We start from the raw sequence: 23,621 nt of genomic DNA, 5'->3' as shown, positions 1-23,621 counted from the left end.
GGCCGGCAGTGCCGCGCCGCTCTGCGCCGAAGGGGCGGGGACTTGCACGGGCGGCGCCGCCGGCGCAGCGCTTGCGCCGGCCCAGATCAGGAGACAACTACTCGCTAGCGCAGTGAATTTCATGCAATCCTAAAAAAGTTACAGCGCGCCATCCTCCACCGGCGCCGGCGTCAGCGGCGTCATCATATGGCCCAGCTTGGCGGCCTTGGTGTCCAGATAGTGCTGATTGAAGGCGTTGCGGTTGACCAGTAGCGGTACGCGCTCGGCCACTTCCACGCCCAGGTTGGTCATGGCGTTGATCTTACGCGGATTATTGGTCATCAGGCGCAGACTTTTCACGCCGAACTGGTCCAGCATCGGTTTCACCAGGCCATAGGTGCGCTGGTCGGGCTTGAAGCCCAGCTGTTCATTGGCCTGCACCGTGTCGGCGCCGGCTTCCTGCAGGCGGTAGGCGCGGATCTTGTTGATCAGGCCGATGCCGCGGCCTTCCTGGCGCAGATACAGCAGCACGCCGCGGCCTTCGTCGGCGATCTTCTTCAGCGCGCCTTCGAGCTGGGCGCCGCAGTCGCAGCGCTGCGAGAACAGCACGTCGCCGGTCAGGCATTCCGAGTGCACGCGCGCCAGCACCGGCTCGCCGTCGCCGATGTCGCCCAGCACCATGGCCAGGTGTTCCTTGCCGGTGGCCTTTTCGACAAAGGCATGCAGGGTGAACTGGGCCCACGGGGTGGGCAGGGCACAGGAGGTGACGTAATTCAGTTCGTCCGGGGATGGGATCTCTGCGCTCTGCGACATGGCTGTACTCTTATTCTGTTGATAACGGTGTAAAAAAGCGCGCCGGGCTGTACCAACAGGCCCGGCGCATCCTTCATGATACCAAAACTGGCAGAAACATATCTGAGGCCAGCCTCTGGCCTTTGCAAGACTTATTTCGGCAGGTCAAACACCAGCAGTTCGGCGGCGCTGGCCTGGTCCAGCGTGACGGCCGCCTCGTCGCTGATTTTCAGCGCATCGCCATCCTTCAGGTGGATGCCGTTCACCGTCACCGAACCGCGGATCACGTGGACGTAGGCGATGCGGCCCTCTTTCAACTCATGCTTCAGGCTGTCGCCGGAAGTCATGATGCTGGCGTAGATCTCGGCGTTCTGGTGGATCAGCACCGAACCATTGCGACCGTCCGACGAGGCGATCAGCGCCAGTTTGCCGAGTTTGCTTTCTGGCGAGAAATTTTTCTCTTCGTAGCTGGGCGGGATGCCGACCTGGTTGGGCTGGATCCAGATCTGCAGGAAGTGCACCAGTTCATCGCGGTTGTGGTTGTACTCGCTGTGACGCACGCCGGTGCCGGCGCTCATGCGCTGCACGTCGCCGTAGTGCAGCACCGAGCCGGTACCCATGCTGTCCTTGTGTTCCAGTGCGCCGCTCAGCACGTACGAGATGATTTCCATGTCGCGGTGACCGTGGGTGCCGAAGCCCTGGCCGCCCTGTACCTTGTCTTCATTGATCACCAGCAGCGGACCGAAACCGACATGCTCCGGGTCATGGTAGTGACCGAACGAGAAGCTGTGTTTGGAATCCAGCCAGCCGTGGTTGGCTTTGCCGCGCGAATCAGAATGACGTACTTGTAACATGATGAGCTCCGTTTCTTATGAGGTTAATGTGCGATAATTTTGAAAGCTTGCAGCCTTATCGCCGCATCCATGAATCACATTGTAGACCCCTGATTCGTATTAAAAAAACGGAAAATTTACCCTCCTACTATCGATAAAATCGAATGCTCAGACTCAGCCTGGAAGCCCTGCAAATCGTCGACGCCATCGACCGGCGCGGTTCATTCTCCGCCGCCGGCAAGGAATTGCACCGCGTGCCTTCGACTATTTCGTACACCGTCAGCAAGCTGGAGGACGACCTCGGCGTACAGGTGTTCGAGCGCAACGGCCCGCGCGTCGGGCTGACGGCGGCCGGCGCCGAGCTGCTGAAGGAGGGCCGCTACCTGCTGAAAGCGGCCCAGGACCTGGAACACCGCGTGCGCCGGGTGGCGTCCGGCTGGGAAACCGAGCTGGCGGTCGGCATGGATTCGATGTTTTCGCCGTGCGTGTTCCACGACGACGTGACCGCATTCTATGAAGTGGCCCAGCAGACCCGGCTGCGCATCGTGCAGGAAGCGCTGTCCGGCACCTGGGAAGCGCTACTGGAGCGCCGCGCCGACCTGCTGGTGGGTGTGGCCGGCGACGGCCCGGCCGGCGGCGGCTACGTCTCCGAGCCGATCGGCAAGGTGGATTTCGTGTTCGCGGTGGCGCCCGGGCACCCGCTGGCCGCGGTCGAGGGCAAGCTGGGCCGCAATCATTTGCAGCACTATCGCGCCATCAGCGTGGCCGATTCGGCGCGCCAGATGGCGCCGCGCACGGTCGGCCTGCTGCTCGGCCAGGATACGCTGACGGTGCCTGACATGAAAACCAAGTATTTGTACCAGCTGGCCGGTCTGGGCTTCGGCTTCCTGCCGGAACCGTGCGCCCGGGCCGCCATCGCCGCCGGCACGCTGGTGGAGAAAGCCGTGGACGAACCCAAGCCGGCAGAGACTTTCTACCTGGCCTGGCGCAGCGGCGAAAACGGCGCGGCGCTGAACTGGTGGATCAAGCGCATGCAACAGCCCGGCCTGTTCGAACGGTTGTTGTCGCATTTGCCACACCGGAGTGTTGACCAAAGCCAATAGTTTCGGAGTACCATAGCGGCATCATAGAGAGTCTCTTTTGCTGGAAGTTGCCATGACCGTGTTACCCGCCACGCCGCCCGTGTTTTTGTCCCCCCTTGCTGACCGCAACGGTACTCCCGGGGCGCTGCTGCTGGACGCCGGCCGGCTGCCCTCCGGCGCCGCGCTGCCGCTGGGCGCGCTGGAAGAACTGGTGGCCGGCGGCGTCAACGGCGTCTACCTGCCGGGCGCCGATGCGGCGCTGAACCAGTCGCTGGACCAGATCGGCTGGAAAGCGCTGGCCGCCGATAAAATCCTGCGCGCCGACGCCGCCTGGCCGCTGGAACTGCCGCCGCAGGTCGGCTGGATCGCCGGCGAGTGGTTCCAGGCGCCGCCGCCCAAGCCGGTCGGCGCCCAGGCCGCCTCGCGCGCGCTGGCGCTGCAGCTGGTGCAGCTGGTCTCCGCCGACGCCGACACGCATGAAATCGAAGCGCTGCTGCGCCAGGATCCGACGCTGTCCTACCATTTGCTGCGGCTGGTGAATTCGCTGGGCATGGGCGCCAGCCGCCGTGTCACCAGTTTTTCGCAGGCGATCCTGATCCTTGGCCGTTCGCAGCTGCGGCGCTGGCTGAACCTGATGCTGTTCTCGTCGCGCGAGGGCGATCCGCGCTCGGCCATGCTGCTGGCGCGGGTGGCGGTGCGCGCGCGCGCCATGGAGCTGCTGGCCAAGGCCTGCGGCGAGGACAAGGCGCACCAGGAACAGGCGTTCATGGTCGGCATGTTCTCGCTGCTTGGTGTGCTGTTCGGCATGCCGCTGGACGAGGTGCTGCAGCCGCTGGCGGTCGGCGAGGCCGTGCGGCAGGCGCTGCTGGCGCACGCGGGCCAGCTGGGGCAGATGCTGTGCGTGGTCGAGGCGGCCGAGCGCGCCGACCTCGACTGTTTCAACCGCTGCCTGCAGGCGCTGCAGCTCGACGTCGCCGGCTTCAACCGCATCCTGGTCGACGCCTGTCTGTGGATGCAGGACGTGGCGTCCGGCAAGGCGGGCAATCCCCATGCTTGATCCGATCGAGCGCTGCCTGGAACTGAGCCGTCTGGCGCGGAGTCAGCAAGGCACGGCGCTCGAGCGGACGCTGGGTGAACTGGACGCGGCGCTGCTGGCGGCACGCGCCGCGCTGAAGCCGGCCGAGCTGGCGCCGTCCGCCGGCGACACCACCTTCATGCTCGACCTGACCGGCTATGTCACCGACTGGAGTCCCGGCGCGGAACAGATGTTCGGCTACGCGGCCGAGGAGGTGATCGGCCAGCACGTGCTGACCCTGTATGCCGAGGACGATGACGACGGCACCATCGCCGAACTATTCTTTGACCATGACCCCGGCGCCACGGCCGCGCGCACCGAAGTCCGGCGCCGCAAGAAAAACGGCGAGATCATCTGGGTGCACCTGGATATCCAGCTCAGGCGCGACGAGGGCATGCTGGTGCGCGTGTCGCAGGCCAACCAGACCTTGTCGGAGCTGGACAAGGTCAATCTGCACGCGCGCATCATCGAGGACAGCGAGCAGGGCGTGCTGATCACCGATGCGCACGAACGTATCGTCTCGATCAATTCCTCGTTCACCCGCATTACCGGCTACACGCCGGCCGAATCGCTGGGCAAGACCCCCGACCTGCTGCGCTCGGGCGTGCACGATGCCGAATTCCGCGCCAAGGTGCGCGCGGCGATGCAGGGCGGCGGGCCGTGGCGCGGCGAGATCATCGGCAAGCGCAAGAACGGTGAGCTGTTCCCGCAATCGGTGACCATCAGCGCCGTGCGCGACGCCAGCGGCAGGATCAGCCACACCTTCTCGCTGTTTTCCGACATCAGCGTGCACAAGGACGCCGAGGCGCGCATGCAGCGCATGGCCAATTACGATCCGCTGACCGGCCTGCCCAATCTGTGCCTGCTGACCACGCTGGTGGGCCAGGCGCTGACCGAGACCAAGCGCTCGGGCGACCACGGCGCGCTGCTGGTGGTGGAAATCACCCGCATCGGCGCCATCAGCGACACCCTGGGCCACGAGATCGGCAACGAACTGTTCGCCGAGATCGGCCGGCTGTTCCGCGCTTCGCTGCGCGAAGGCGACGTGCTGGCGCGGCTCGACGGCCACCGCTTTGCCATCGCGCTGCTGCAGATCGAAAAGCGCGAGCATGCCGGCATCGTCGCCAAGAAGCTGCTGGCGGCGCTGGCCTCGCCGATCGCGGTGGCGTCGCACAATCTGCAGGTCGGCGCGCACATCGGCATCACCGTGTATGCCGAGGATGGCGGCGACGTCACCACGCTGATACGCTGCGCCGACGTGGCCGTGTCCAAGGCGGCGCAGAGCATCGAATCCAATTTCCTGTTCTACAGCGAAGAGATGAACCAGCGCGCCAAGGAGCACCTGCGCATCGAGAGCGAGCTGCGGCAGGCGCTGCAGAATAACGAGCTGCTGCTGTACTATCAGCCCAAGGTCAGCCTGCGCAGCGGCCGCATCGTCGGTGCCGAGGCCTTGCTGCGCTGGCGCCATCCGGTGCGCGGGCTGGTGTCGCCGGGGGTGTTCATCCCGGTGGCGGAAGAGACCGGACTGATCCTCGACCTCGGCGCCTGGGTGCTGGAGGAAGCCTGCCGCCAGGTGCGCGCATGGCGCGACGCCAACCTGATCATGCCGCCGATCGCCGTCAACCTGTCGGCGCGCCAGTTCGACGCCGAGCTGCCCAGACGCATCGCCGCCGTGCTGGAAAAGCATGGCGTGCAGCCGGACCAGATCAACCTGGAAATCACCGAAAGTCTGCTGGTGCGCGGCACCGACAAGGTGATCGCCATCATGAACCAGCTGGTGGCGATGGGCATGGCGCTGGCGCTGGACGACTTCGGCACCGGCTATTCCAGCCTGGCTTATCTGAAGAAATTCCCCATCAGTACCCTGAAGATAGACCGCTCCTTCGTGATCGGTCTGCCTTATGAAGAGAACGATTGCGCGATTGCGCGCGCCATCGTCACCATGGCGCAGCAGTTGCGCCAGGAGATCGTTGCGGAAGGCGTGGAGACGGCCGAGCAGATGGCCTTTCTGCGCGAGCTGGGGTGCGACCAGCTGCAAGGCTATCTGTTCAGTCAGCCGGTGCCGGCGGCGGAATTCGCCACCATGCTGCGCGAAGGAAAACGGCTGGCGTTCGCCAACCGCTGAGCGGTGTGCTACTGAAGAGAGATAGCGTGGTAATGTAGTTGCTGACAGAATGACCACACTTGTGGCCCCTCGTGGTTTCACTTTTTGACTGGAGACTCTCATGCAAAAACGTACCTTCCTGCTGCGCGCGACTGCCGCCGTAGCCCTGGCCGGCCTGACCCTGAGCGGCTGCACCACCACCACCGGCGACGCCAAGCCGAGCGCGGCGGCGGTGAAGACTGAAATCGAGCAGGGCGCCTACACCACGCTGGAGCGCCTGTACAAGGAAGTCAAGGGATCGCGCGAACTGGTGCAAAAGGCCAGCGGCGTGCTGGTGTTCCCGCGTGTTGTGGCGGCCGGCCTGGTGGTCGGCGGCGAATATGGCAAAGGCGTGCTGCGCACCGGCGGCCAGACCGCCGATTACTACAGCGTGGCTTCGGTATCGGTGGGCCTGCAGGCCGGCGCCCAGTCCAAGGCGGTGGTGATGCTGTTCATGACGCGTGAAGCGCTGGACAAATTCCGCTCCGGCAAAGGCTGGACCGCCGGCGTTGACGGCTCGGTGGCCCTGATCAAGGTCGGCGCCAACGGCGAGATCGATACCGCCACCGCCAACAATCCGATCCAGGCGTTCGTGCTGACCAATGCCGGCCTGATGGCCAACCTGAACCTGGAAGGCACCAAGATCTCCAAGCTGGACCTGTAACTTTCGGGTAGGTGGCGCGGAAAACGCTTGGTGTTCCGCGCCCCTTGCGGCTACTCTTACGGGCATCCTGACTAGAGAGGCTGACCGATGACCCGCAATATCCTGGACCCGCAACGCATCCATCCCGCCGCGCTGGCGCAGATCAACGGCTATCACCGCGATCTGGTGGCCGAGGTGCAGGCCGCCGTGGCCGCCGACAAGGTGGTGGTGGTCGGCATGGGCCTGAATCCGTTCCCGGCCAAGGCGCGCAAGATCCTCGACGGCCAGAACACGCCGTACCGGTATCTCAGCTACGGCAATTACTTTTCGCAGTGGAAGCCGCGCCTGGCGCTCAAGCTGTGGGCCGGCTGGCCGACCTTTCCCATGATTTTCGTGAACGGCACGCTGATCGGCGGCGCCAGCGATCTGCAACGGCTGATCGACAGCGGCGAGTTCGCGCGCCTGCTGGGCTGATCATGACACCATCGCTGGTGCCGCTGCCGCTGCGCCTGAACCCGGGCGACGATCTGCGCGCGGCTGTGGTGGCGGCGCTGCAGGCCAGCGGCCATGGCGCCGGCTTCGTGTTGCAGGGCATCGGCAGCCTGAGCGTGGCGCAGCTGCGCTATGCGGGCCGGCCGCAGCCCGAAGCGTTGCGCGGCGACCTGGAAATCCTGACGCTGGCCGGCTCCGTCTCGCCGGACGGCGCACACCTGCACATGTCGGTGGCCGATGCGCAGGGCAGGGTGCTGGGCGGCCACGTGTGCGCCGGCTGCGTGGTGCGCACCACGGCGGAACTGCTGCTGGCGCTGCTGCCCGAGCATCGCTTCACACGCGAACACGACGCACGCACCGGTTACCCGGAGCTGCAAATCACCTAATCGGGGTCGACTTCATCGTTGAGCTTTTCCGTCAGCGCCTTCAGCGGCGCCGGGGCGGCGTCCAGGTGATACTGCACGCAATGCGTGCGCTGGCCGCCATCCTCGAGTTCCAGGTCGTACTGGAAGTCCCAGGATCGGGGCGCGTCCTTGACCAGCTTGGGCGGCAGCGCCGCGAAATCGATGGCGTGTATCAGTTGCTGCAGTTGCCCGGCCCGGTCGGCCGGCAGTTGTGCCAGGTCGACGGTGCGGGTCTGCGTCCCGGCCGGTCCGGCAAAGCCGCCGGTGCATCGCAAGATCAAGCGCATATTGCCTCCTTCACGTGACGCCCACCACCTTCCAGGCCGCCTGTACCGCGTGCTGCTCGGCGGAATCGGCGCCATACAGCAGTGCCGCCGCCTGGCTGGTCGCCTTGGCCATGTCGGCAAAGCTGGCGTTGGGCGTCAGCAGCGACAATGCCTTGTACCAGATCGGCCCGGCCTTGTCCCAGGAGTTGCCCTTGAGCGCGATGGCGGCCGCATAAAAGGCGTGGTTGGGGATGCCGGAATTGGTGTGAACGTCGCCATTCTCCACATAGCCGGCCATGGTCTTGGGTTGATCGTCGCCGGACCAGGTTAGTTCCGTGTTGCCCGGATCGGCCATCGAGCGCAGCGCCTTGCCGACCGTCGGCGCCATGATGCCGGCGCCGACCAGCCAGTCGGCCTGCTCCACGGACTGCTTGAGGTGCCACTGCTTGACCACGCTGCCGAATACGTCGGAGATAGACTCGTTGAGCGCGCCGCTCTGGTCCTGGTACACCAGCCCGCCCGGCACCGCATATTGCGTGACGCCGTGGGTCAGTTCGTGCGCGATGACATCGATGGCGCCGGTGAAGCCGAGGAACAGCTTGCCGTCGCCGTCGCCGTAGACCATTTGCTGGCCGTTCCAGAACGCGTTGTTGAATTTGTTCTGGTAGTGGACGGTGGAGTCCAGCCGCAAGCCCTTGCCGTCCACCGAATTGCGCTGCAGGACGTCGTGATAGAAATCGTAGGTGATGCCGGCGCCGTCATACGCCTGATTGACGGCCTGGTCGGCGGATGGCTGGCTGTCTTCGCCGCGCACCAGCTTGCCCGGCAGCGCCGATTTGTGCTGGGCGTCGTACACGGTGCGGCGCTTTTCGCCGGTGGTGGCCACCAGCGCCTGCATGATGGGCGCCACCGAGCGCTGGCCGCGCAGATGGGCCGACAGCTCGCACTGGTCCAGCAGTTGATGGCGCAGCGCCGGGTCCGCAGTTTGCTCCGCCAGTTTGCGCAGCATTTTGGATGGAATGATGAAGCAGGTACAGCGATGCGGATCAGCGGCCATGACGTTCCCCTAAACAATGCAATAGTGTATTTATACACGCATTTGCATGGCCGTGACCTTACCGTTGCCGCTGGTTGGCGCGCAGCGGGTCGAGCAGCGCGCGCAGATTGTTGTGATCGATTTCGTACATGAGCGCGATCAGCGCGCCCAGTTCGCCGGCGGGGAAACCTTCGCGCGCGAACCAGCCCAGATAATGTCCGGGCAGTTCGGCCAGCTTGCGGCCCTTGTATTTCCCATATGGCATTTCACGGGTGAGCAGCAGGGCGAGTTTTTCGGAATTCATGGCTGACGGGAGGACGTGAAGACGCCATGATACGCTGATATCCGGCCCACGGCGCGGCGTAGCAGCCGCCGGCCGGCAGGGGCATTGTTGCGGACTGAGCAAAGATGTTTTGGCGCCGGCTGGCTGTTTCTCATCGGTGAAAGTCCCGATACTGCATGGCATCCACTTACAAGGAGTTATGCCATGCCAATTGCCCTGCTAGCGCTGACCATCAGCGCGTTTGCCATCGGAACCACCGAGTTCGTCATCGTCGGCCTGCTGCCGACCATCGCCGCCGATCTGGGCGTGAACCTACCATCGGCGGGCCTGCTGGTCAGCCTGTATGCCATGGGGGTGGCCATCGGCGCGCCGCTGCTGACGGCGCTCACCGGCAAGGTGCCGCGCAAGCTGCTGCTGGTGTCGCTGATGGTGCTGTTCACCCTCGGTAATCTGCTGGCCTGGAAGGCGCCCGGCTATGAATCGCTGATCATTGCGCGCATCCTCACCGGGCTGGCGCACGGCGTGTTCTTCTCGATCGGCTCGACCATCGCCACCTCGCTGGTGCCGAAGGAGAAGGCGGCCAGCGCGATCGCCATCATGTTCACCGGCCTGACCGTGGCGCTGGTGACCGGCGTGCCGCTGGGGACCTTCATCGGTCAGCACTTCGGCTGGCGCGCGACCTTCCTGGCCGTATCGGCGCTGGGCCTGATCGCCATCGTCGGCAGCTCGCTGTTCGTGCCGTCGACGATCCAGCACAATAAGCCGGCCTCGCTGCTGCAGCAGGTCAAGGTGCTGGCCGAACCGCGCCTGTTGCTGGTATATGCCATGACGGCCGTCGGCTACGGCGGTTCCTTCATCGCCTTCACCTTCCTGGCGCCCATCCTGACTGACATCACCGGCTTCGGCGCCAACGCGGTCAGCCTGGTGATGCTGGTGTACGGAGTATCGGTCGCGGTCGGCAACATCTGGGGCGGCAAGCTGGCCGACCGGCGCGGTCCGATCGGTGCGCTGAAGATCATCTTCCTCGGCCTGGCCGCTGTGCTGCTGGCGCTGAGCTTCACCGCGCCGTCCAGGTGGATGGTGCTGCTGACCGTGCTGGTGTGGGGCGCGGTGGCGTTCGGTAACGTGGCCGGCCTGCAGGTCTACGTGGTGCAGCAGGCGGAGCACTACACCCCGCGCGCCGTGGATGTGGCGTCGGGCCTGAACATCGCCGCGTTCAACCTCGGCATCGCCGGCGGCGCCTGGGGCGGCGGCCTGATCGTCGAGCATCTGGGCCTGGTCCATACCGGCTGGATCGGCGCGCTGGTGGTGCTGGGCGCCTTCGGCCTGACCGCGTTGAGCGGCCGCCTGGATCGTTTGCATCCGCGTCCGGCCGGCGCCGGCGGCGGCAAATCCATCCGCGCCGCCGCTCATTAAGTCGCGCCGGTGTATAGTGGCGGCGATTTGAACTTCGCCGCCACACCATGTCCGCAGTCTCCCTGTTTTCCCTCGTCTTCGCCTATTTCGCGCTGCTGCTGATCGTGGCATGGCGCACTTCCCGCAACGCCAACAACGACAGCTTCTTCATCGGTAACAAGAGCAGCAACTGGATGCTGGTCGCCTTCGGCATGGTCGGCACCACCTTGAGCGGGGTCACCTTCGTCAGCGTGCCGGGCGCCGTGGGGCGTGACGGTTTCGGCTATCTGCAGGTGATCATCGGCTATGTGCTCGGTTACTTTGCCGTGGTCGCGATCCTGCTGCCGCTGTATTACCGCCTCAAGCTGACCTCCATCTACACCTATCTCGAACAGCGCCTGGGCCGGCGCGCCTACCAGAGCGGCGCGGCGTTCTTCATCCTGTCGCGGCTGGTGAGCGCCTCGGCGCGGCTGTACCTGGTGGTGAACATCCTGCAGCTCACCGTCCTGGACAGCATGGCCGTGCCGTTCTGGCTGACCACCGCCGTGATCCTGGCCATGATTCTGCTGTACACCTACGAGGGCGGCGTCAAGACCATTGTCTGGACCGACACGCTGCAGACCACCGGTATGGTGGTGGGGCTGCTGGCCTGCGCCGGCTGGCTGCTGCACGAGATGGATCTGTCGCCGCTGGCCGGCCTGATGCAGATGCGCGAGCACGGCCTGACCCGCGTGTTCACCACCGACACCGACAGCGCGGCCAATGTCTGGAAGCAGGTCGGCGCCGGCTTCTTCATCGTGCTGGCCATGACCGGCATGGACCAGGAAACCATGCAAAAGAATATCTCGGTGCGCACGCTGCGCGACTCGCAAAAAAACATGCTGGTGATGACGGCTGTACTGACCGCTGTACTGGTACTGTTCATGTTCCTTGGCGGGCTGCTGTACCTGTACGCGCCCACGGTCGGAGTGACGGCCAGCGGCGACAAGGTGTTCCCCACTGTGGTGATGGCGCATATGCCGGCGGTACTGCAACTGATTTTCTTCATCGGCCTGGTGTCGGCACTGTTCCCCAGCGCGGACGGCGCCATGACCGCGCTGACGTCCAGCTTCAGCATCGACATCCTCGGCGTGCAGCGCCGCACCGACCTGACGGAACGGGACCGCATACGCTTGCGCCACCGCGTACACCTGGGTTTCTGCGCCATCTTCCTGGCACTGGTGCTGGTGTTCAAATGGCTGGATAACCCGAGCATGGTGGGCCTGGTGCTGAAACTGACCGGCTATACCTATGGGCCATTGCTGGGGCTGTTCGCCTTCGGTATGCTGACCCGGCGCCAGCTGCGCGACCGCTGGGTGCCAGCGGTGGCGCTGGCCGGGCCGGTGCTGTGCTATGTTATTGATTCCAATCAGAAATTGCTTTTCGGTAGCTATCGCATCGGCCTTGAACTGCTTATCCTGAATGGAGTGCTGGTATTCGCCGGCTTGACGCTGATTTCAAAAAAACCGTAGTCGCAGTATTATCATTGCACGTTACGCAACCATTGGAGTGTTGATGAGCCAATCCCCGTTTTCCTATGTCCGCCGCGGCTTCGCCTTCTTCTGGCGCGCGCTGGACGCAAGCCGCCGCACGGTACTCAATCTGCTGTTTCTGGCCATCGTGCTGCTGCTGCTGTATGCGCTGTTTGGCGGCGGCCTGAAGCCGTTGCAGCCCAAGACCACGCTGGTGCTGGATCTGAAAGGGCAACTGGTCGAGCAGTCGAGCGTCAACGCCCGCGATGCGCTGGTCGCCAATGTGCGCGGCAGCGAAGTCGACAAGATGATGCAGCTGCGCGACGTGCTGGCCGTGCTGGAAACGGCCGCCAAGGACCCCAACGTCGGCGCGGCGGTGCTGCTGACCGACGATCTGCAGGTGGCCGGTCAGGCGTCGCTGCGCGAGGTGGCGGCCGCCCTCGACCGCTTCAAGGCGTCCGGCAAGCCGGTGATCGCCTGGGGTTCGAGCTACGACCAGCGCCAGTATCTGCTGGCCGCCCATGCCAGCGAGGTGTACATGCACCCGATGGGCATGGTGATGCTGGAGGGCTTCGGCAAGTACCGCAACTACTACCGCGATGCGCTGGACAAGCTGGGCGTCACCGTGAACCTGCTGCGCGTCGGCACCTACAAGAGCTTCGCCGAGCCCTATATCGCCAATGGCCCGTCGCAGGCGGCGTCGGAAGCGGAATCGTATGTGAACAATGCCTTGTGGACCTCGTACACCGATAACGTGGAAAAGGCGCGCAAGCTGCCGCAGGGCCAGATCATGAAGGTCATCAACGATCTGCCGGCCGAAGTCACGGCGGTGAACGGCGATCTGGCCAAGCTGTCGCAATCGGCCAAACTGGTGGATGGCCTGAAGACCAAGGATGAAATCCGCCAGATGATGATCAAGCGCGGTACGCTGGACCAGGACGGCAAGAGCTTCCGCCAGGTCGGCTTCGACGAATACCTGGCGCGCGTGCCGCGCAAGCTGACCGGCGACGCGGTGGGCGTGATCGTGGCGCAGGGCGAGATCAGCGACGGCAGCGCCGGTCCGGGCGCGATCGGCGGCGACTCGACCTCGAAGCTGATCCGCATGGCGCGCGAGGACAACAGCATCAAGGCCGTCGTGCTGCGCATCGATTCGCCCGGCGGCAGCGCGTTCGCGTCGGAGCTGATCCGGCGCGAACTGGAACTGACGCGCGCGGCCGGCAAGCCGGTGGTGGTGTCGATGGGCAACGTGGCGGCGTCGGGCGGCTACTGGATTTCGATGTCGTCGGATGAGGTGATCGCCGAGCCGAACACCATCACCGGCTCGATCGGCGTGTTCGCGATCCTGCCGACGGCGGACAAGGTGATCGACAAGCTGGGCATCCACACCGCCGGGCAGCCGACCACCTGGCTGGGCGATGCCGGCAATCCGCTGCGCCCACTGGACCCGCGCTTCGGCCAGGTCATCCAGGGCAGCATCAATCACATTTACGCGGAGTTCACCGGCAAGGCCGCGGCGGCGCGCCGTACCACCGCCGACAAGATCGATGCGGTGGCGCAGGGCCGGGTCTGGACCGGCGCGCAAGCCAAGGAGCGCGGCCTGGTCGACCGTCTGGGCAGCTACGGCGACGCGCTGAAGTCCGCCGCCGTCCGCGCCAAGCTGCCGGCCGATTACCGCGTGGTGTATGTGGAGCGCGATATCAGCAAGTTCGACCGCTTTGTCGAAATGATCGGCGGCGGCGCCGCGCAGGCCGTGGCGCAGGCGGTGGGCGCGCAGCTGAAACTGGGCGCGGCGGCCACCACCGGCCTGCCGCCGGGCGCCGCGGCCGGCATCGCCCAGGACTTCGGCTGGCTGCATGACATCACGGCGGCGCACAAGCCGTTCACGGCGATCACGCACTGTCTGTGCGAATCGCCGTGATCCGCCCGCGCTTCAGGCTTTAAGCGGCAACACCACTTCGAAGCAGCTGCGTCCATCCTTCATCAGGACGCAGCGCGCTTCGCCGCCGTGGCGGCGGGCAATCTGCCGCACCAGGGCCAGTCCCAGTCCCGCGCCGTTGTTGTCCAGCGTGCCGCGGCGGCGGAAGAAAGGCTCGAACACGCGCTCGAATTCCGGATCCGGCACGCCCGGCCCCTTGTCCCACACCCGCAGCACGGCCTGGCCATCGGCGCTGGCGATGTGCACATGCGCCGGCGGCACGCCGTGGCGGTGGGCGTTTTCCAGAAGATTGCGCAGCAGACGGCGCAGCAGGCGCGCGTCGCCCATCACCAGCGCCGAAGCGCCGTCGAGGATGGCGTCGTCGTAGTGCGCGCACTCCTCGGCGGCCAGGGCCAGCAGGTCCAGCTCCTCGCTGTCGGTGTTCTCGCGGATGGCGTCCAGCCGGCTGGCCAGCAGGATTTCGTCCAGCAGGTGATTCAGTTCGGCGATGTCCTGCTCCAGTCCCTTGCGGCGTCTGGGATCGACGCCTTCGCCGATCAGCTCCAGCGCCAGGCGGATGCGCGCCAGCGGCGTGCGCAGCTCGTGCGAGGCGTTGGCCAGCAGCGTCTTGTGCGCGCCCACCAGTTGCTCGATCTTGTCGGCAGCGGCGTTGAAACTGTGCGCCAGCAGCGCCACTTCATCCTTGCCTTCGACCGGCACGCGCGCCGTCAGGTCGCCGGCGCCCAGCTTTTCCACCCCCAGCTGCAGCCGTTCCAGCCGCTTGGTCAAGTGCCGCACCAGCGGGAAGGCGGCCACGCCGATGCCGATCGCCAGCAGCAGCAGGGCGTTGTGCAGCATGCCCTTCGGCCGCGTGAAGCCCAGTGGTTCGCTGGACAGCAGGCGGCGGCCGTCCGGCAGGCGCACGTAGGATTCCGGCGGCGGGCCGGTCACCCCCTGGCGGCGCCAGTGGCGCGCCGGGATCAGGGCACCGACCACCGCCAGCGGACGCCAGTCGCGCGTGTACAGCGTCATGTGCGCGTCCATGCCCTGCGCCATGCGCGTCAGCGCGGCCTGCTGGACCTCGGGCGGCGCATCGATGGGCGCCAGCGAATTCTGGATCACCTGCGCCAAGGCCTGGTTGGAGCGTTCCAGCGGACTGCCGGTGCGGTTCCAGATCATCACCACCGCGATGGCGAACAGCGCCAGGATGAACAGCAGGGCCAGATAGAAGCGCAGGTACAGCCGCGGTACGAGACGAAAACGCGGCATCAGTCCTGCACCTTGGCGAACAGGTAGCCGGCGCCGCGCACGGTGATGATGCGGCGCGGTTTCTTGGGGTCGTCCTCGACGGCGGCACGGATGCGCGACATGTGGACGTCGATCGAACGGTCGAAGGCTTCCAGCGGCTCGCCCTTCAGCAAGTCCATCAGCGCGTCGCGCGACAGCACGCGGCCGGCGTGCCTGGCCAGCACCAGCAGCAGGTCGAACTGATAGGCGGTCAGTTCGCAGGGCTGGCCGTCCAGCCGCGTGGCGTGGGCGGCCGGATCGATCTCCAGGCGGCCGAAGCGCAGCACACCGTCGTTGCCGGCCGCCGGACGCGCATCCACGTGGCGCGGATCGACGCGGCGGCGCAGGATGGCGCGCAGGCGCGCCAGCAGCTCGCGCGGTTCGAACGGCTTGGGCAGGTAATCGTCGGCGCCGATTTCGAGGCCGACGATGCGGTCGATGGCGTCGCCGCGCGCGGTCAGCATCAGCACCGGCACGTCGGAGGTGGCGCGCAGCTGGCGGCACACATCCAGGCCGTCCATGTCCGGCAACATCAGGTCCAGGATCACGGCGTCGATGTCGGCTGCCGCGATATGCTCCATGGCGGCGCGGCCGGTCGGCGCGTGGGTCACGCGGAAGCCCGCCTGGCCAAGATACTCGGTCAGCATCTCGGCCAGGCGCGGGTCGTCTTCGACAAGCAAAATACGGTCTACAGAATTCATGCGTTCCATTCTACGGAGTGGCGGACGCGCTTACAAGCCGTGCCGGCGGCCGGGGCCAGGCATGTGCGACAGGTGTTCCGCCAGTTTTTTGCGCTGGTCCGGCGTCAGGGTATCGCCGACGTCGGCCACCAGCTGCAACAGGCGCTTCGACGCCTGGTCGGCCAGCGCCAGGCCTTGCTGGCGCGTCGCTTCCAGCTGGGCGCGGTCGATGGCCGGCTGACTGGCTTGCTCAAGCAACTGCCGGTGCAGGGCGCGCAGTTGCTCGTGCATGGGCTTCAGGTCGGCCATGGCGGCTTTGACCAAAGGATCAATCTTGGCTTTTTGCGCATCGGTGGCCTGGACTTCGTAGTACAGGCGGCCGAGGTGGGAGCGCGGTCCGTGCTGGTGCTGGTCGACGGCGTACGCGCCTGCGCCCGCGGCGAGGGCCGCGCCCAGCAGGAAGGCGGCGATGGTCTGGCGGTTGAAGATGCTCATGATGGCGTTCCTCGTTGTTTGACAGTGGGGCCAGTATGCGCGGCCGAGGTTGAGCGGCGATGTCGCGCCGGTAAAGATATGTAAAGGCAGTTTAACGATATCCGCTCAAAGTCCTTGATTTGTAGCGAGTTTGTAACCCTGTGCGGCTGCCGACAGACATAGGCGGTGCCTTATGCTACATTCGCCGGATTGAAGCCATGGCCGGTTGCCATGGACACGCACGCCTACAAAAAGGATAACGATGGATTCGCAAGCCAAGCCGACTTTGAATGCCAACCCACCCAAACGCAGCCGCAAGATACTCGGCAGCGTGATCGCCGTCGCCGCCATGGCCGGTCTGGGGGGATTGGCGTGGCATCTGACCCACCAGCCGCAAGGCGCGGGGGCCAACGCCCAAGGTCCTGGCGGTCCCGGTCCGGGTGGCCCCGGCGGGCCTGGCGGTCCTGGTGGTCCGGGCGGAGGCCGTCGCGGCGCGCCAGCCACCACGGTTGGCGTGGCGACGGCGGAGAAGGCCGACATTCCGGTCACGCTGGAGGCGCTCGGCACGGTGACGGCGGCGGCCACCACCACCGTGCGTCCGCAGGTATCCGGCATTCTGCAGAAAGTGCTGTTCAAGGAAGGCCAGATGGTCAAGGCCGGCCAGGTGCTGGCGCAGATCGATCCGCGCCAGTTCGAGATGTCGCTGATGCAGGCCACCGGCAATCGCCAGCGCGACGAGGCGCAGCTGGAAAACGCGCGCCTGACGCTGAACCGCTACCGCACGCTGTTGACGCAGGATTCGATCGCCCGCCAGGACGTGGACACGCAGGCGGCGCTGGTCAAGCAGCTGGAAGGCACGGTCATGACCGACAAGGCGTCCGAAGGCACGGCCAGGCTGAATCTGGGCTACACCAAGGTGGTGGCGCCGATCTCCGGCCGCGTGGGCCTGCGCGCGGTGGACATCGGCAATCTGGTCGGCTCCAGCGATACCAACGGCATCGTGACCATTACCCAGCTGTCGCCGATCGACGTCGAATTCGCGATCCCGCAGGACAGCGTGCCGGGCGTGGTGGAGCGCATCAACGAAGGCGCCAAGCTGCCGGCGCTGGCGCTGGACCGCACCCGCGTGAATACGCTGGACAGCGGCAGCTTCTATGCGCTGGACAACCAGATCGATACCGCCACAGGCACGGTCAAGGCCAAGGCGCGCTTCGCCAACAACAAGTCGACGCTGTTCCCCAGCCAGTTCGTCAACGTGCGCCTGGAACTGCGCACCATCAAGGACGCCATCATGGTGCCGGTGACGGCGCTCCGCCACGGTAACAACGGTGATTTCGTGTATGTGCTCAAGGCCGACAAGACGGTCACCGTGCGCCCGGTCAAGCGCGGCGCGGCCACCGTCGACAAGGTGCAGATCAGCGAAGGTCTGCAACTGGGCGAGCAGGTGATCACCGAGGGCGCGGACCGACTGAAGGAGGGCGCCAAGGTGACGCTGCCGGGCCAGGGCGGCCAAGGCGGCAAAGGCGGACAAGGCAAGTGGAACCGCGGCGCGGCCGGCGGCGAGCAGGCCGGCGGCGAACATGGCGGCTGGAAGGGCAAGCGCGATGGCGCGGCTGCCGCACAAGGCGAGGCCGCCGCACCGGCCGCCGCTCAGCCGGCGGCGCAAGGCCAGGGCCAAGCTCAGGGCCAAGCGCCGGCCGGTGAAGCGCCATCGGGCGAACATCGCCGCCGTCGCCACCAGGAAGGCGCAGCACAGCAATGAGTCCATCCGCACCATTCATCCAGCGTCCGGTAGCGACGTCGCTGCTGATGCTGGCGATCGTCCTGGCGGGTATCGTCGGCTTCAAGTTCCTGCCGCTGTCGGCGCTGCCGCAGGTGGACTTCCCGACCATCCAGGTGCAGACGCTGTACCCGGGCGGCAGTCCGGAAGTGATGGCGCAGACCGTGACCGCGCCGCTGGAGCGCCAGTTCGGCCAGATGGCCGGCCTGTCGCGCATGAGCTCCACCAGCGCTTCCGGCGTGTCCATCATCACCCTGCAGTTCGGCCTGGGCCAGTCGCTGGACGTGGCCGAGCAGGAAGTGCAGGCGGCGATCAACGCCGGCGGCTCGCTGTTGCCGACTGATCTGCCGGCGCCGCCGGTGTACGCCAAGGTCAACCCGGCCGATGCGCCGGTGCTGACGCTGGCCATCACCTCCGACACGATGCCGCTGACCGAAGTGCAGAACATCGTCAACACCCGCCTGGCGCTGAAAATGAGCCAGGTGGCCGGCGTCGGCCTGGTCACGCTGAACGGCGGCCAGCGCCCGGCGGTCCGCATCCAGGCCGACACCAACGCGCTGGCTTCGTACGGTCTGGGGCTGGACACGCTGCGCACCGCGATCACCGCCGCCAACGCCAATGGCGCCAAGGGTTCTTTCGACGGCCCGACGCGCGCCTACACCATCAACGCCAACGACCAGCTGGTGACCGCCAAGGATTACAAGGAACTGATCCTGGCCTACAAGAACGGCGCCCCGGTGCGTCTGACCGACGTGGCGCAGGTGATCGACAGCGCCGAAAACGTCGAGCTGGGCGCCTGGGCGGGCACCCGGCCGGCCATCATTCTCAACGTGCAGCGCCAGCCCGGCGCCAACGTGATCGCCACCGTGGACGCCATCAAACAGCGCCTGCCGGAACTGCAGGCCAGCCTGCCGGCCGCCATCCACATGGAAGTGCTGAGCGACCGTACCACCGGCATCCGCGCCTCGGTGGAGCACGTGGAGATGGAACTGGTGCTGGCCGTGGTGCTGGTGGTGCTGGTGATCTTCGCCTTCCTGCATAGCCTGCGCGCCACCGTGATCGCCAGCCTGTCGGTGCCGATTTCGCTGATCGGCACCTGCGGGGTGATGTATTTGCTTGGCTATAGCCTGAACAACCTGTCGCTGATGGCGCTGACCATCGCCACCGGTTTCGTGGTCGACGACGCCATCGTCATGATCGAGAACATCGCCCGCTACATCGAAGAGGGCGAAACGCCGATGGCCGCCGCGCTGAAGGGCGCCAAGCAGATCGGCTTCACCATCATCTCGCTGACGGTGTCGCTGATCGCGGTGCTGATACCGTTGCTGTTCATGGGTGATGTGGTGGGACGCCTGTTCCGCGAATTCGCCATCTCCCTGGCGATCACCATCCTGATTTCGGCGGTGGTGTCGCTGACGCTGGTGCCGATGATGTCGGGCCGCTGGCTGAAGAACCACGCCGATGAAAAGCCGTCGCGCTTCGCCCGGCGTTCGCAGCACTTCTTCGACTGGGTGATCGGCCATTACGACAACTCGCTGACCTGGGTCATCAAACACTCCGGCATGACGCTGCTGGTGGCGCTGGGCACCCTGGTGCTGACGGCGCTGCTGTATGTGGTGATTCCGAAAGGGCTGTTCCCGACCCAGGACACCGGCCAGCTGCAGGCGCGCATCGAAACCGGCAAGGCGGTGTCCTATGACCGCATGGCGCAGCTGCAGCAGCAGGCCGCCAAGGTGATTCTCGATGATCCGGATGTCGATACGCTGAGCTCCGTGGTGGGCGTGGACGCGGCCAACAACACCATGCTGCATACCGGCAGCATGCTGATCAACCTGAAACACAAGCGCAGCGCCAGCCAGCAGGAAACCATGGATCGCCTGCGCGCCAAGGTGGCGCAGATCGCCGGCCTGACCTTGTACCTGCAGCCGACCCAGGACTTGACCATCGACGCCGAAACCGGCCCGACCCAGTTCCGCGTATCGATCGAAGGAGCGGACAACGCCAGCGTCAACGAGTGGGCCACCAAGCTGGCCAACCAGATGCGCACCAAGAGCCAGGTCCGCAACGTGGTGTCGGACGTGGGCGCCAGCGCCAATGCTGCCTATGTCAGCGTGGACCGCGATACGGCGGCGCGCCTGTCGGTGACCGCCGCCTCGATCGACGACGCCTTGTACAGCGCCTTCGGCCAGCGCATCGTTTCCACCATCTTCACCGAGACCAACCAGTACCGCGTGATCCTGGAAGCGCGCCGCGACGACATCACCACGCCGGCCGACCTGGGCAACCTGCAGCTCAAGACCGGCTCGGGCAAACCGACGCCGCTGGCGGCGGTGGCCACCATCAGCGAGCGCCCGGCGCCGCTGCAGATCACCCACGTGGCGCAGTACCCGGCCACCACGCTGGGCTTCGACACCGCACCCGGGGTCTCGCTTGGCACCGCGGTGGACGCGATCCGCGACGCGGCGGCCGAGATCAAGTTCCCGTCCTCGGTGACCATGACCTTCCTCGGCGCCGCCGGCGCGTATCAGAACTCGCTGTCGAACCAGCTGTGGCTGATCCTGGCGGCCGTCATCTGCGTCTACATCGTGCTGGGCGTGCTGTATGAGAGCTATATCCACCCGCTGACCATCCTGTCGACATTGCCGTCGGCCGGCGTCGGCGCCTTGCTGGCGCTGCTGGTCACGGGGCAGGGCCTGGGCGTGATCGGCATCATCGGCATCATCCTGCTGATCGGTATCGTCAAGAAGAACGCGATCATGATGATCGACTTCGCCATCGAGGCGGAACGCGACGAGGGCAAACCGCCGCGCGAGGCCATCCACCAGGCCGCGCTGCTGCGCTTCCGTCCGATCCTGATGACCACCCTGGCCGCGCTGTTCGCCGCCGTGCCGTTGATGTTCGGCTGGGGCGAGGGCGCGGAGCTGCGCCGTCCACTGGGCCTGGCCATCTTCGGTGGCCTGATCGTCAGCCAGCTGCTGACGCTCTACACCACACCGGTGATCTACCTGGGCTTCGACAGCCTGGCGCGGCGTTTTGGCCGCAAGCATGATACGCCGCGCGATCCGGGCCAGCCGCAGCGGGCCGCACTGCTGTCGCCGGCGCCGAACCAGCCGGAAGGTGACGCGCCGTGAATCTGTCGTCACCATTCGTCAAGCGCCCGATCGCCACTGTCCTGCTGACGATCGGTCTGGCGCTGGCCGGCATTGGCGCGTTCTTCGTGCTGCCGGTGGCGCCGTTGCCGCAGGTGGATTTTCCGGTCATTTCGGTCAGCGCCACGCTGCCCGGCGCCAGCCCGTCCACCATGGCCACCAGCGTGGCGACGCCGCTGGAGCGGCATCTGGGCGTGATCGCCGGCGTCAATGAAATGACCTCGCAGTCCAGCACCAGCAGCGCCAACGTCACCCTGCAGTTCGACCTGAACCGCAACGTCGACTCGGTGGCGCGCGAAGTGCAGGCCGCGATCAATGCCAGCCGCGTCGACCTGCCGGCCACGCTGCGCAGCAATCCGACCTACCGCAAGGCCAACACCTCCGGCGCGCCCATCATCATCCTGGCGCTGACCTCGCCGACCAAGACGCCGGGCCAGATCTTCGACGCGGTGTCCAACATCGTGCTGCAACGCTTGTCGCAGGTCACCGGCGTCGGCGACGTGGAACTGGGCGGCAGCTCGCTGCCGGCGGTGCGGGTGGAACTGAACCCGTATGCGCTGAACCGCCTTGGCCTGTCGATGGAAGACGCGCGCGCCGCGATCCAGGCCACGAATGCCAATCGCCCGCGCGGCGCCCTGCAGGGCAACGGCCGCCGGCTGCAGATTTATACCGAATCGGCCAACGCCCAGGGCGGCCGCAGCGCCGCCGACTACCGCAACCTGATCGTCGGCTACCGCAACGGCACGCCGATCCGCCTGCAGGATGTGGCGGAAGTGGTGGACGGGGTCGAGGACCAGAACAACCTCGGTCTGTTCAACGGCAAGCCCGCCATCGTCGTGCTGCTGCGGCCCCAGGCCGGCGCCAACGTGATCGAGACGGTGGACAGCGTGCGCGCCCAGCTGCCGCAACTGCAGGCGCAACTGCCGCCCGATGTGAAGATCGACGTGGCCAGCGACAGCACCAATTCGATCCGCTCCTCGCTGCACGAGATCGAGGTCACGCTGATCATCTCCATCCTGCTGGTGGTGCTGGTGGTGAGCGTGTTCCTGCGCAATGTGCGCGCCACCATCGTGCCGACCGTGGCCACCATCGTCTCGCTGCTGGGCACCTTCGGCGTGATGTACCTGCTCGGTTTCAGCTTGAATAACCTGTCGCTGATGGCGCTGACGGTGGCCACCGGTTTCGTGGTCGACGACGCCATCGTGGTGCTGGAAAACACCACGCGCCACATCGAGGCCGGCATGGACCGCTTCGCGGCGGCGCTGCTGGGCGCCCGCGAGGTGGGTTTCACCGTGCTGTCCATCAGCCTGTCGCTGATCGCCGTCTTCATTCCCTTGCTGTTCATGGGCGGCCAGTTCGGCGCGCTGTTCAAGGAATTCGCCGTCACGCTGTCGGCGGCGGTGATGATTTCGCTGGTGGTTTCGCTGACCACCACGCCGATGATGTGCGCCTGGCTGCTGTCACCGGACGCGCACCACGAGCAGCCGCAGGGTCGTGTGGCACGCTTCTTCGAGCGCGGCTTCGAGCTGGTGCTGAAAGCTTACGAGCACGCGCTGGACTGGGCGCTGCACAGCGTGTGGCTGGTGATGCTCAGCCTGATTTTCGTGGTCGGCCTGAACTTTTACCTGTTCGCGGCGATCCCGAAAGGCGGCTTCCCCCAGCAGGACACGGGCCAGATCAGCGGCGGCATCCGCGCCGACCAGAGCATCTCGTTCCAGGCCATGCAGGGCAAGCTGCGGCAACTGGTCAACATCATCAAGGACGATCCCGACGTGGCGACGGTAGTCGGCTTCACCGGCGGCCGGCGCGCCGGCGGCGGCTTCATGTTCATCAATCTGAAGCCGGCCAGCCAGCGCACGGTGGCCGGACAGGCGGTGATCGCGCGCTTGCGGCCGAAGCTGGCCAGGGTGACCGGGGTGACATTGTTCCTCAGCCCCGTCCAGGACTTGCGCGCCGGCGGACGTTCGGCCAACGCCAACTTCCAGTACACGCTGAAGAGCGACAACCAGGCCGACCTGAAAAAATGGGCGACGCGCCTGGCCGAAGCGATGAAAGGTCAGAAAGGGCTGGTGGACGTGGACTCCGACCAGGCCGACAACGGCGTCGAGACCTTCGTCACCATCGACAAGCAGAGCGCCTCGCGCCTGGGCATCTCGACCAGGGATGTCGACAATGCGCTGTACAACAGCTTCGGTCAGCGCCAGGTGGCGACCATCTACAGTGAGTTGAACCAGTACCACGTGATCATGGAAGTGCCGAAATGGTACGCCAAGAGCCCCGAGGCGTTGAACGATGTCTACGTGCCGGCCAAGGGCCTGCCAGCGCCGACGGCGGCCAATCCGACCGGCGCGCCGGTGGCGGCCACGGTGACCAGCACCGCCGCCGGCAGCACCGGCTCGGGC

The 23,621-nt window shown here is 65.8% G+C and carries 20 protein-coding genes; 12 read left to right on the top strand and 8 right to left on the bottom strand.

Annotated elements, in window-relative coordinates; all coding sequences use genetic code 11:
- Positions 1–138 precede the first annotated feature (138 nt).
- The gene (gene ribA / locus E4L98_RS10520) at positions 139–792 is read right to left on the bottom strand and encodes a GTP cyclohydrolase II (RefSeq protein WP_135201514.1); all 654 of its coding nucleotides are present in this window, start codon (positions 790–792) and stop codon (positions 139–141) included.
- 131 nt (positions 793–923) lie between these two features.
- Entirely contained in the window at positions 924–1,625 is a 702-nt protein-coding gene (locus tag E4L98_RS10515; RefSeq protein WP_135201513.1) for a pirin family protein, read from the bottom strand.
- Positions 1,626–1,768: 143 nt separating this feature from the next.
- Between E4L98_RS10515 and E4L98_RS10510 the strand changes: the two genes are divergently transcribed.
- The 6 genes from E4L98_RS10510 (at position 1,769) to E4L98_RS10485 (ending at position 7,425) form a co-directional block, all read left to right on the top strand.
- A complete protein-coding gene (locus E4L98_RS10510) occupies positions 1,769–2,707 on the top strand; it encodes a LysR family transcriptional regulator (RefSeq protein WP_135201512.1) in 939 nt (312 codons plus the stop codon).
- Between the two features lie 52 nt (positions 2,708–2,759).
- Positions 2,760–3,743: an EAL and HDOD domain-containing protein gene (locus tag E4L98_RS10505; RefSeq protein WP_135201511.1), complete on the top strand. Its 984-nt coding sequence runs from the start codon at positions 2,760–2,762 to the stop codon at positions 3,741–3,743.
- Entirely contained in the window at positions 3,736–5,886 is a 2,151-nt protein-coding gene (locus E4L98_RS10500; RefSeq protein WP_135201510.1) for a putative bifunctional diguanylate cyclase/phosphodiesterase, read from the top strand. The genes E4L98_RS10505 and E4L98_RS10500 overlap by 8 nt, the downstream gene beginning before the upstream one ends.
- Positions 5,887–5,986: 100 nt before the next feature.
- The gene (locus tag E4L98_RS10495) at positions 5,987–6,568 is read left to right on the top strand and encodes a BPSL1445 family SYLF domain-containing lipoprotein (protein ID WP_135201509.1); all 582 of its coding nucleotides are present in this window, start codon (positions 5,987–5,989) and stop codon (positions 6,566–6,568) included.
- A gap of 87 nt (positions 6,569–6,655) precedes the next feature.
- Positions 6,656–7,021, top strand: coding sequence for a glutaredoxin domain-containing protein (locus E4L98_RS10490; RefSeq protein WP_135201508.1), 366 nt, complete (start codon positions 6,656–6,658; stop codon positions 7,019–7,021).
- 2 nt (positions 7,022–7,023) lie between these two features.
- Positions 7,024–7,425 carry a PPC domain-containing DNA-binding protein gene (locus E4L98_RS10485; protein ID WP_371857208.1) on the top strand — a complete coding sequence of 134 codons (402 nt, stop codon included), beginning with the start codon at positions 7,024–7,026 and terminating at the stop codon, positions 7,423–7,425.
- Here the strand turns inward: E4L98_RS10485 and E4L98_RS10480 are convergent.
- The 3 genes from E4L98_RS10480 to E4L98_RS10470 are packed head-to-tail and all read right to left on the bottom strand — an operon-like array spanning position 7,422 to position 9,049.
- Positions 7,422–7,730: a protealysin inhibitor emfourin gene (locus tag E4L98_RS10480; protein WP_135201507.1), complete on the bottom strand. Its 309-nt coding sequence runs from the start codon at positions 7,728–7,730 to the stop codon at positions 7,422–7,424. The two genes, E4L98_RS10485 and E4L98_RS10480, sit on opposite strands and share 4 nt — an antisense overlap.
- 10 nt (positions 7,731–7,740) lie before the next feature.
- Entirely contained in the window at positions 7,741–8,766 is a 1,026-nt protein-coding gene (locus tag E4L98_RS10475; protein WP_135201506.1) for a M4 family metallopeptidase, read from the bottom strand.
- Between the two features lie 58 nt (positions 8,767–8,824).
- Complete coding sequence (locus E4L98_RS10470; protein WP_135201505.1) at positions 8,825–9,049, bottom strand: DUF3820 family protein; 225 nt, start codon at positions 9,047–9,049, stop codon at positions 8,825–8,827.
- A 183-nt stretch (positions 9,050–9,232) separates the two neighbouring features.
- Between E4L98_RS10470 and E4L98_RS10465 the strand changes: the two genes are divergently transcribed.
- The 3 genes from E4L98_RS10465 to sppA are packed head-to-tail and all read left to right on the top strand — an operon-like array spanning position 9,233 to position 13,852.
- Entirely contained in the window at positions 9,233–10,444 is a 1,212-nt protein-coding gene (locus E4L98_RS10465) for an MFS transporter (RefSeq protein ID WP_135201504.1), read from the top strand.
- 47 nt (positions 10,445–10,491) lie between these two features.
- Entirely contained in the window at positions 10,492–11,934 is a 1,443-nt protein-coding gene (locus E4L98_RS10460; protein ID WP_135201503.1) for a sodium:solute symporter, read from the top strand.
- A 43-nt stretch (positions 11,935–11,977) separates the two neighbouring features.
- Positions 11,978–13,852, top strand: coding sequence for a signal peptide peptidase SppA (sppA, locus tag E4L98_RS10455; RefSeq protein WP_135201502.1), 1,875 nt, complete (start codon positions 11,978–11,980; stop codon positions 13,850–13,852).
- Positions 13,853–13,864: 12 nt separating this feature from the next.
- Here sppA and E4L98_RS10450 read toward each other — a convergent pair whose 3' ends face one another.
- From E4L98_RS10450 to E4L98_RS10440, 3 genes are read right to left on the bottom strand one after another with little or no spacing between them, the layout of a single operon-like run.
- The gene (locus tag E4L98_RS10450) at positions 13,865–15,118 is read right to left on the bottom strand and encodes a sensor histidine kinase (protein ID WP_135201501.1); all 1,254 of its coding nucleotides are present in this window, start codon (positions 15,116–15,118) and stop codon (positions 13,865–13,867) included.
- The gene (locus E4L98_RS10445; RefSeq protein ID WP_135201500.1) at positions 15,118–15,837 is read right to left on the bottom strand and encodes a response regulator; all 720 of its coding nucleotides are present in this window, start codon (positions 15,835–15,837) and stop codon (positions 15,118–15,120) included. Before E4L98_RS10445 ends, E4L98_RS10450 begins: the two co-directional genes overlap by 1 nt.
- A gap of 30 nt (positions 15,838–15,867) precedes the next feature.
- Complete coding sequence (locus tag E4L98_RS10440; protein WP_135201499.1) at positions 15,868–16,311, bottom strand: periplasmic heavy metal sensor; 444 nt, start codon at positions 16,309–16,311, stop codon at positions 15,868–15,870.
- Positions 16,312–16,552: 241 nt separating this feature from the next.
- On the opposite strand from E4L98_RS10440, the gene E4L98_RS10435 reads away from it, so the two are divergent.
- From E4L98_RS10435 to E4L98_RS10425, 3 genes are all read left to right on the top strand, one after another.
- The gene (locus E4L98_RS10435; RefSeq protein WP_135201498.1) at positions 16,553–18,052 is read left to right on the top strand and encodes an efflux RND transporter periplasmic adaptor subunit; all 1,500 of its coding nucleotides are present in this window, start codon (positions 16,553–16,555) and stop codon (positions 18,050–18,052) included.
- The gene (locus E4L98_RS10430) at positions 18,049–21,201 is read left to right on the top strand and encodes an efflux RND transporter permease subunit (protein ID WP_135201497.1); all 3,153 of its coding nucleotides are present in this window, start codon (positions 18,049–18,051) and stop codon (positions 21,199–21,201) included. The genes E4L98_RS10435 and E4L98_RS10430 overlap by 4 nt, the downstream gene beginning before the upstream one ends.
- Positions 21,198–23,621, top strand: a 2,424-nt coding sequence (locus E4L98_RS10425) for an efflux RND transporter permease subunit (RefSeq protein ID WP_135201496.1), incomplete at its 3' end; no start/stop codon positions are given. The genes E4L98_RS10430 and E4L98_RS10425, both read left to right, overlap by 4 nt.

This window comes from Duganella callida (assembly GCF_004614165.1).
In the GTDB taxonomy this organism is placed as follows: Bacteria; Pseudomonadota; Gammaproteobacteria; order Burkholderiales; family Burkholderiaceae_D; genus Rugamonas; species Rugamonas callida.
This window is presented reverse-complemented; position numbering and strand designations above follow the sequence as displayed.

Bases quoted from the DNA above. Each gene is read 5' to 3' on its own strand.
- ribA (WP_135201514.1), bottom strand. From the start codon at position 792: ATGTCGCAGAGCGCAGAGATCCCATCCCCGGACGAACTGAATTACGTC.
- E4L98_RS10515 (WP_135201513.1), bottom strand. From the start codon at position 1,625: ATGTTACAAGTACGTCATTCTGATTCGCGCGGCAAAGCCAACCACGGC.
- E4L98_RS10510 (WP_135201512.1), top strand. From the start codon at position 1,769: ATGCTCAGACTCAGCCTGGAAGCCCTGCAAATCGTCGACGCCATCGAC.
- E4L98_RS10505 (WP_135201511.1), top strand. From the start codon at position 2,760: ATGACCGTGTTACCCGCCACGCCGCCCGTGTTTTTGTCCCCCCTTGCT.
- E4L98_RS10500 (WP_135201510.1), top strand. From the start codon at position 3,736: ATGCTTGATCCGATCGAGCGCTGCCTGGAACTGAGCCGTCTGGCGCGG.
- E4L98_RS10495 (WP_135201509.1), top strand. From the start codon at position 5,987: ATGCAAAAACGTACCTTCCTGCTGCGCGCGACTGCCGCCGTAGCCCTG.
- E4L98_RS10490 (WP_135201508.1), top strand. From the start codon at position 6,656: ATGACCCGCAATATCCTGGACCCGCAACGCATCCATCCCGCCGCGCTG.
- E4L98_RS10485 (WP_371857208.1), top strand. From the start codon at position 7,024: ATGACACCATCGCTGGTGCCGCTGCCGCTGCGCCTGAACCCGGGCGAC.
- E4L98_RS10480 (WP_135201507.1), bottom strand. From the start codon at position 7,730: ATGCGCTTGATCTTGCGATGCACCGGCGGCTTTGCCGGACCGGCCGGG.
- E4L98_RS10475 (WP_135201506.1), bottom strand. From the start codon at position 8,766: ATGGCCGCTGATCCGCATCGCTGTACCTGCTTCATCATTCCATCCAAA.
- E4L98_RS10470 (WP_135201505.1), bottom strand. From the start codon at position 9,049: ATGAATTCCGAAAAACTCGCCCTGCTGCTCACCCGTGAAATGCCATAT.
- E4L98_RS10465 (WP_135201504.1), top strand. From the start codon at position 9,233: ATGCCAATTGCCCTGCTAGCGCTGACCATCAGCGCGTTTGCCATCGGA.
- E4L98_RS10460 (WP_135201503.1), top strand. From the start codon at position 10,492: ATGTCCGCAGTCTCCCTGTTTTCCCTCGTCTTCGCCTATTTCGCGCTG.
- sppA (WP_135201502.1), top strand. From the start codon at position 11,978: ATGAGCCAATCCCCGTTTTCCTATGTCCGCCGCGGCTTCGCCTTCTTC.
- E4L98_RS10450 (WP_135201501.1), bottom strand. From the start codon at position 15,118: ATGCCGCGTTTTCGTCTCGTACCGCGGCTGTACCTGCGCTTCTATCTG.
- E4L98_RS10445 (WP_135201500.1), bottom strand. From the start codon at position 15,837: ATGAATTCTGTAGACCGTATTTTGCTTGTCGAAGACGACCCGCGCCTG.
- E4L98_RS10440 (WP_135201499.1), bottom strand. From the start codon at position 16,311: ATGAGCATCTTCAACCGCCAGACCATCGCCGCCTTCCTGCTGGGCGCG.
- E4L98_RS10435 (WP_135201498.1), top strand. From the start codon at position 16,553: ATGGATTCGCAAGCCAAGCCGACTTTGAATGCCAACCCACCCAAACGC.
- E4L98_RS10430 (WP_135201497.1), top strand. From the start codon at position 18,049: ATGAGTCCATCCGCACCATTCATCCAGCGTCCGGTAGCGACGTCGCTG.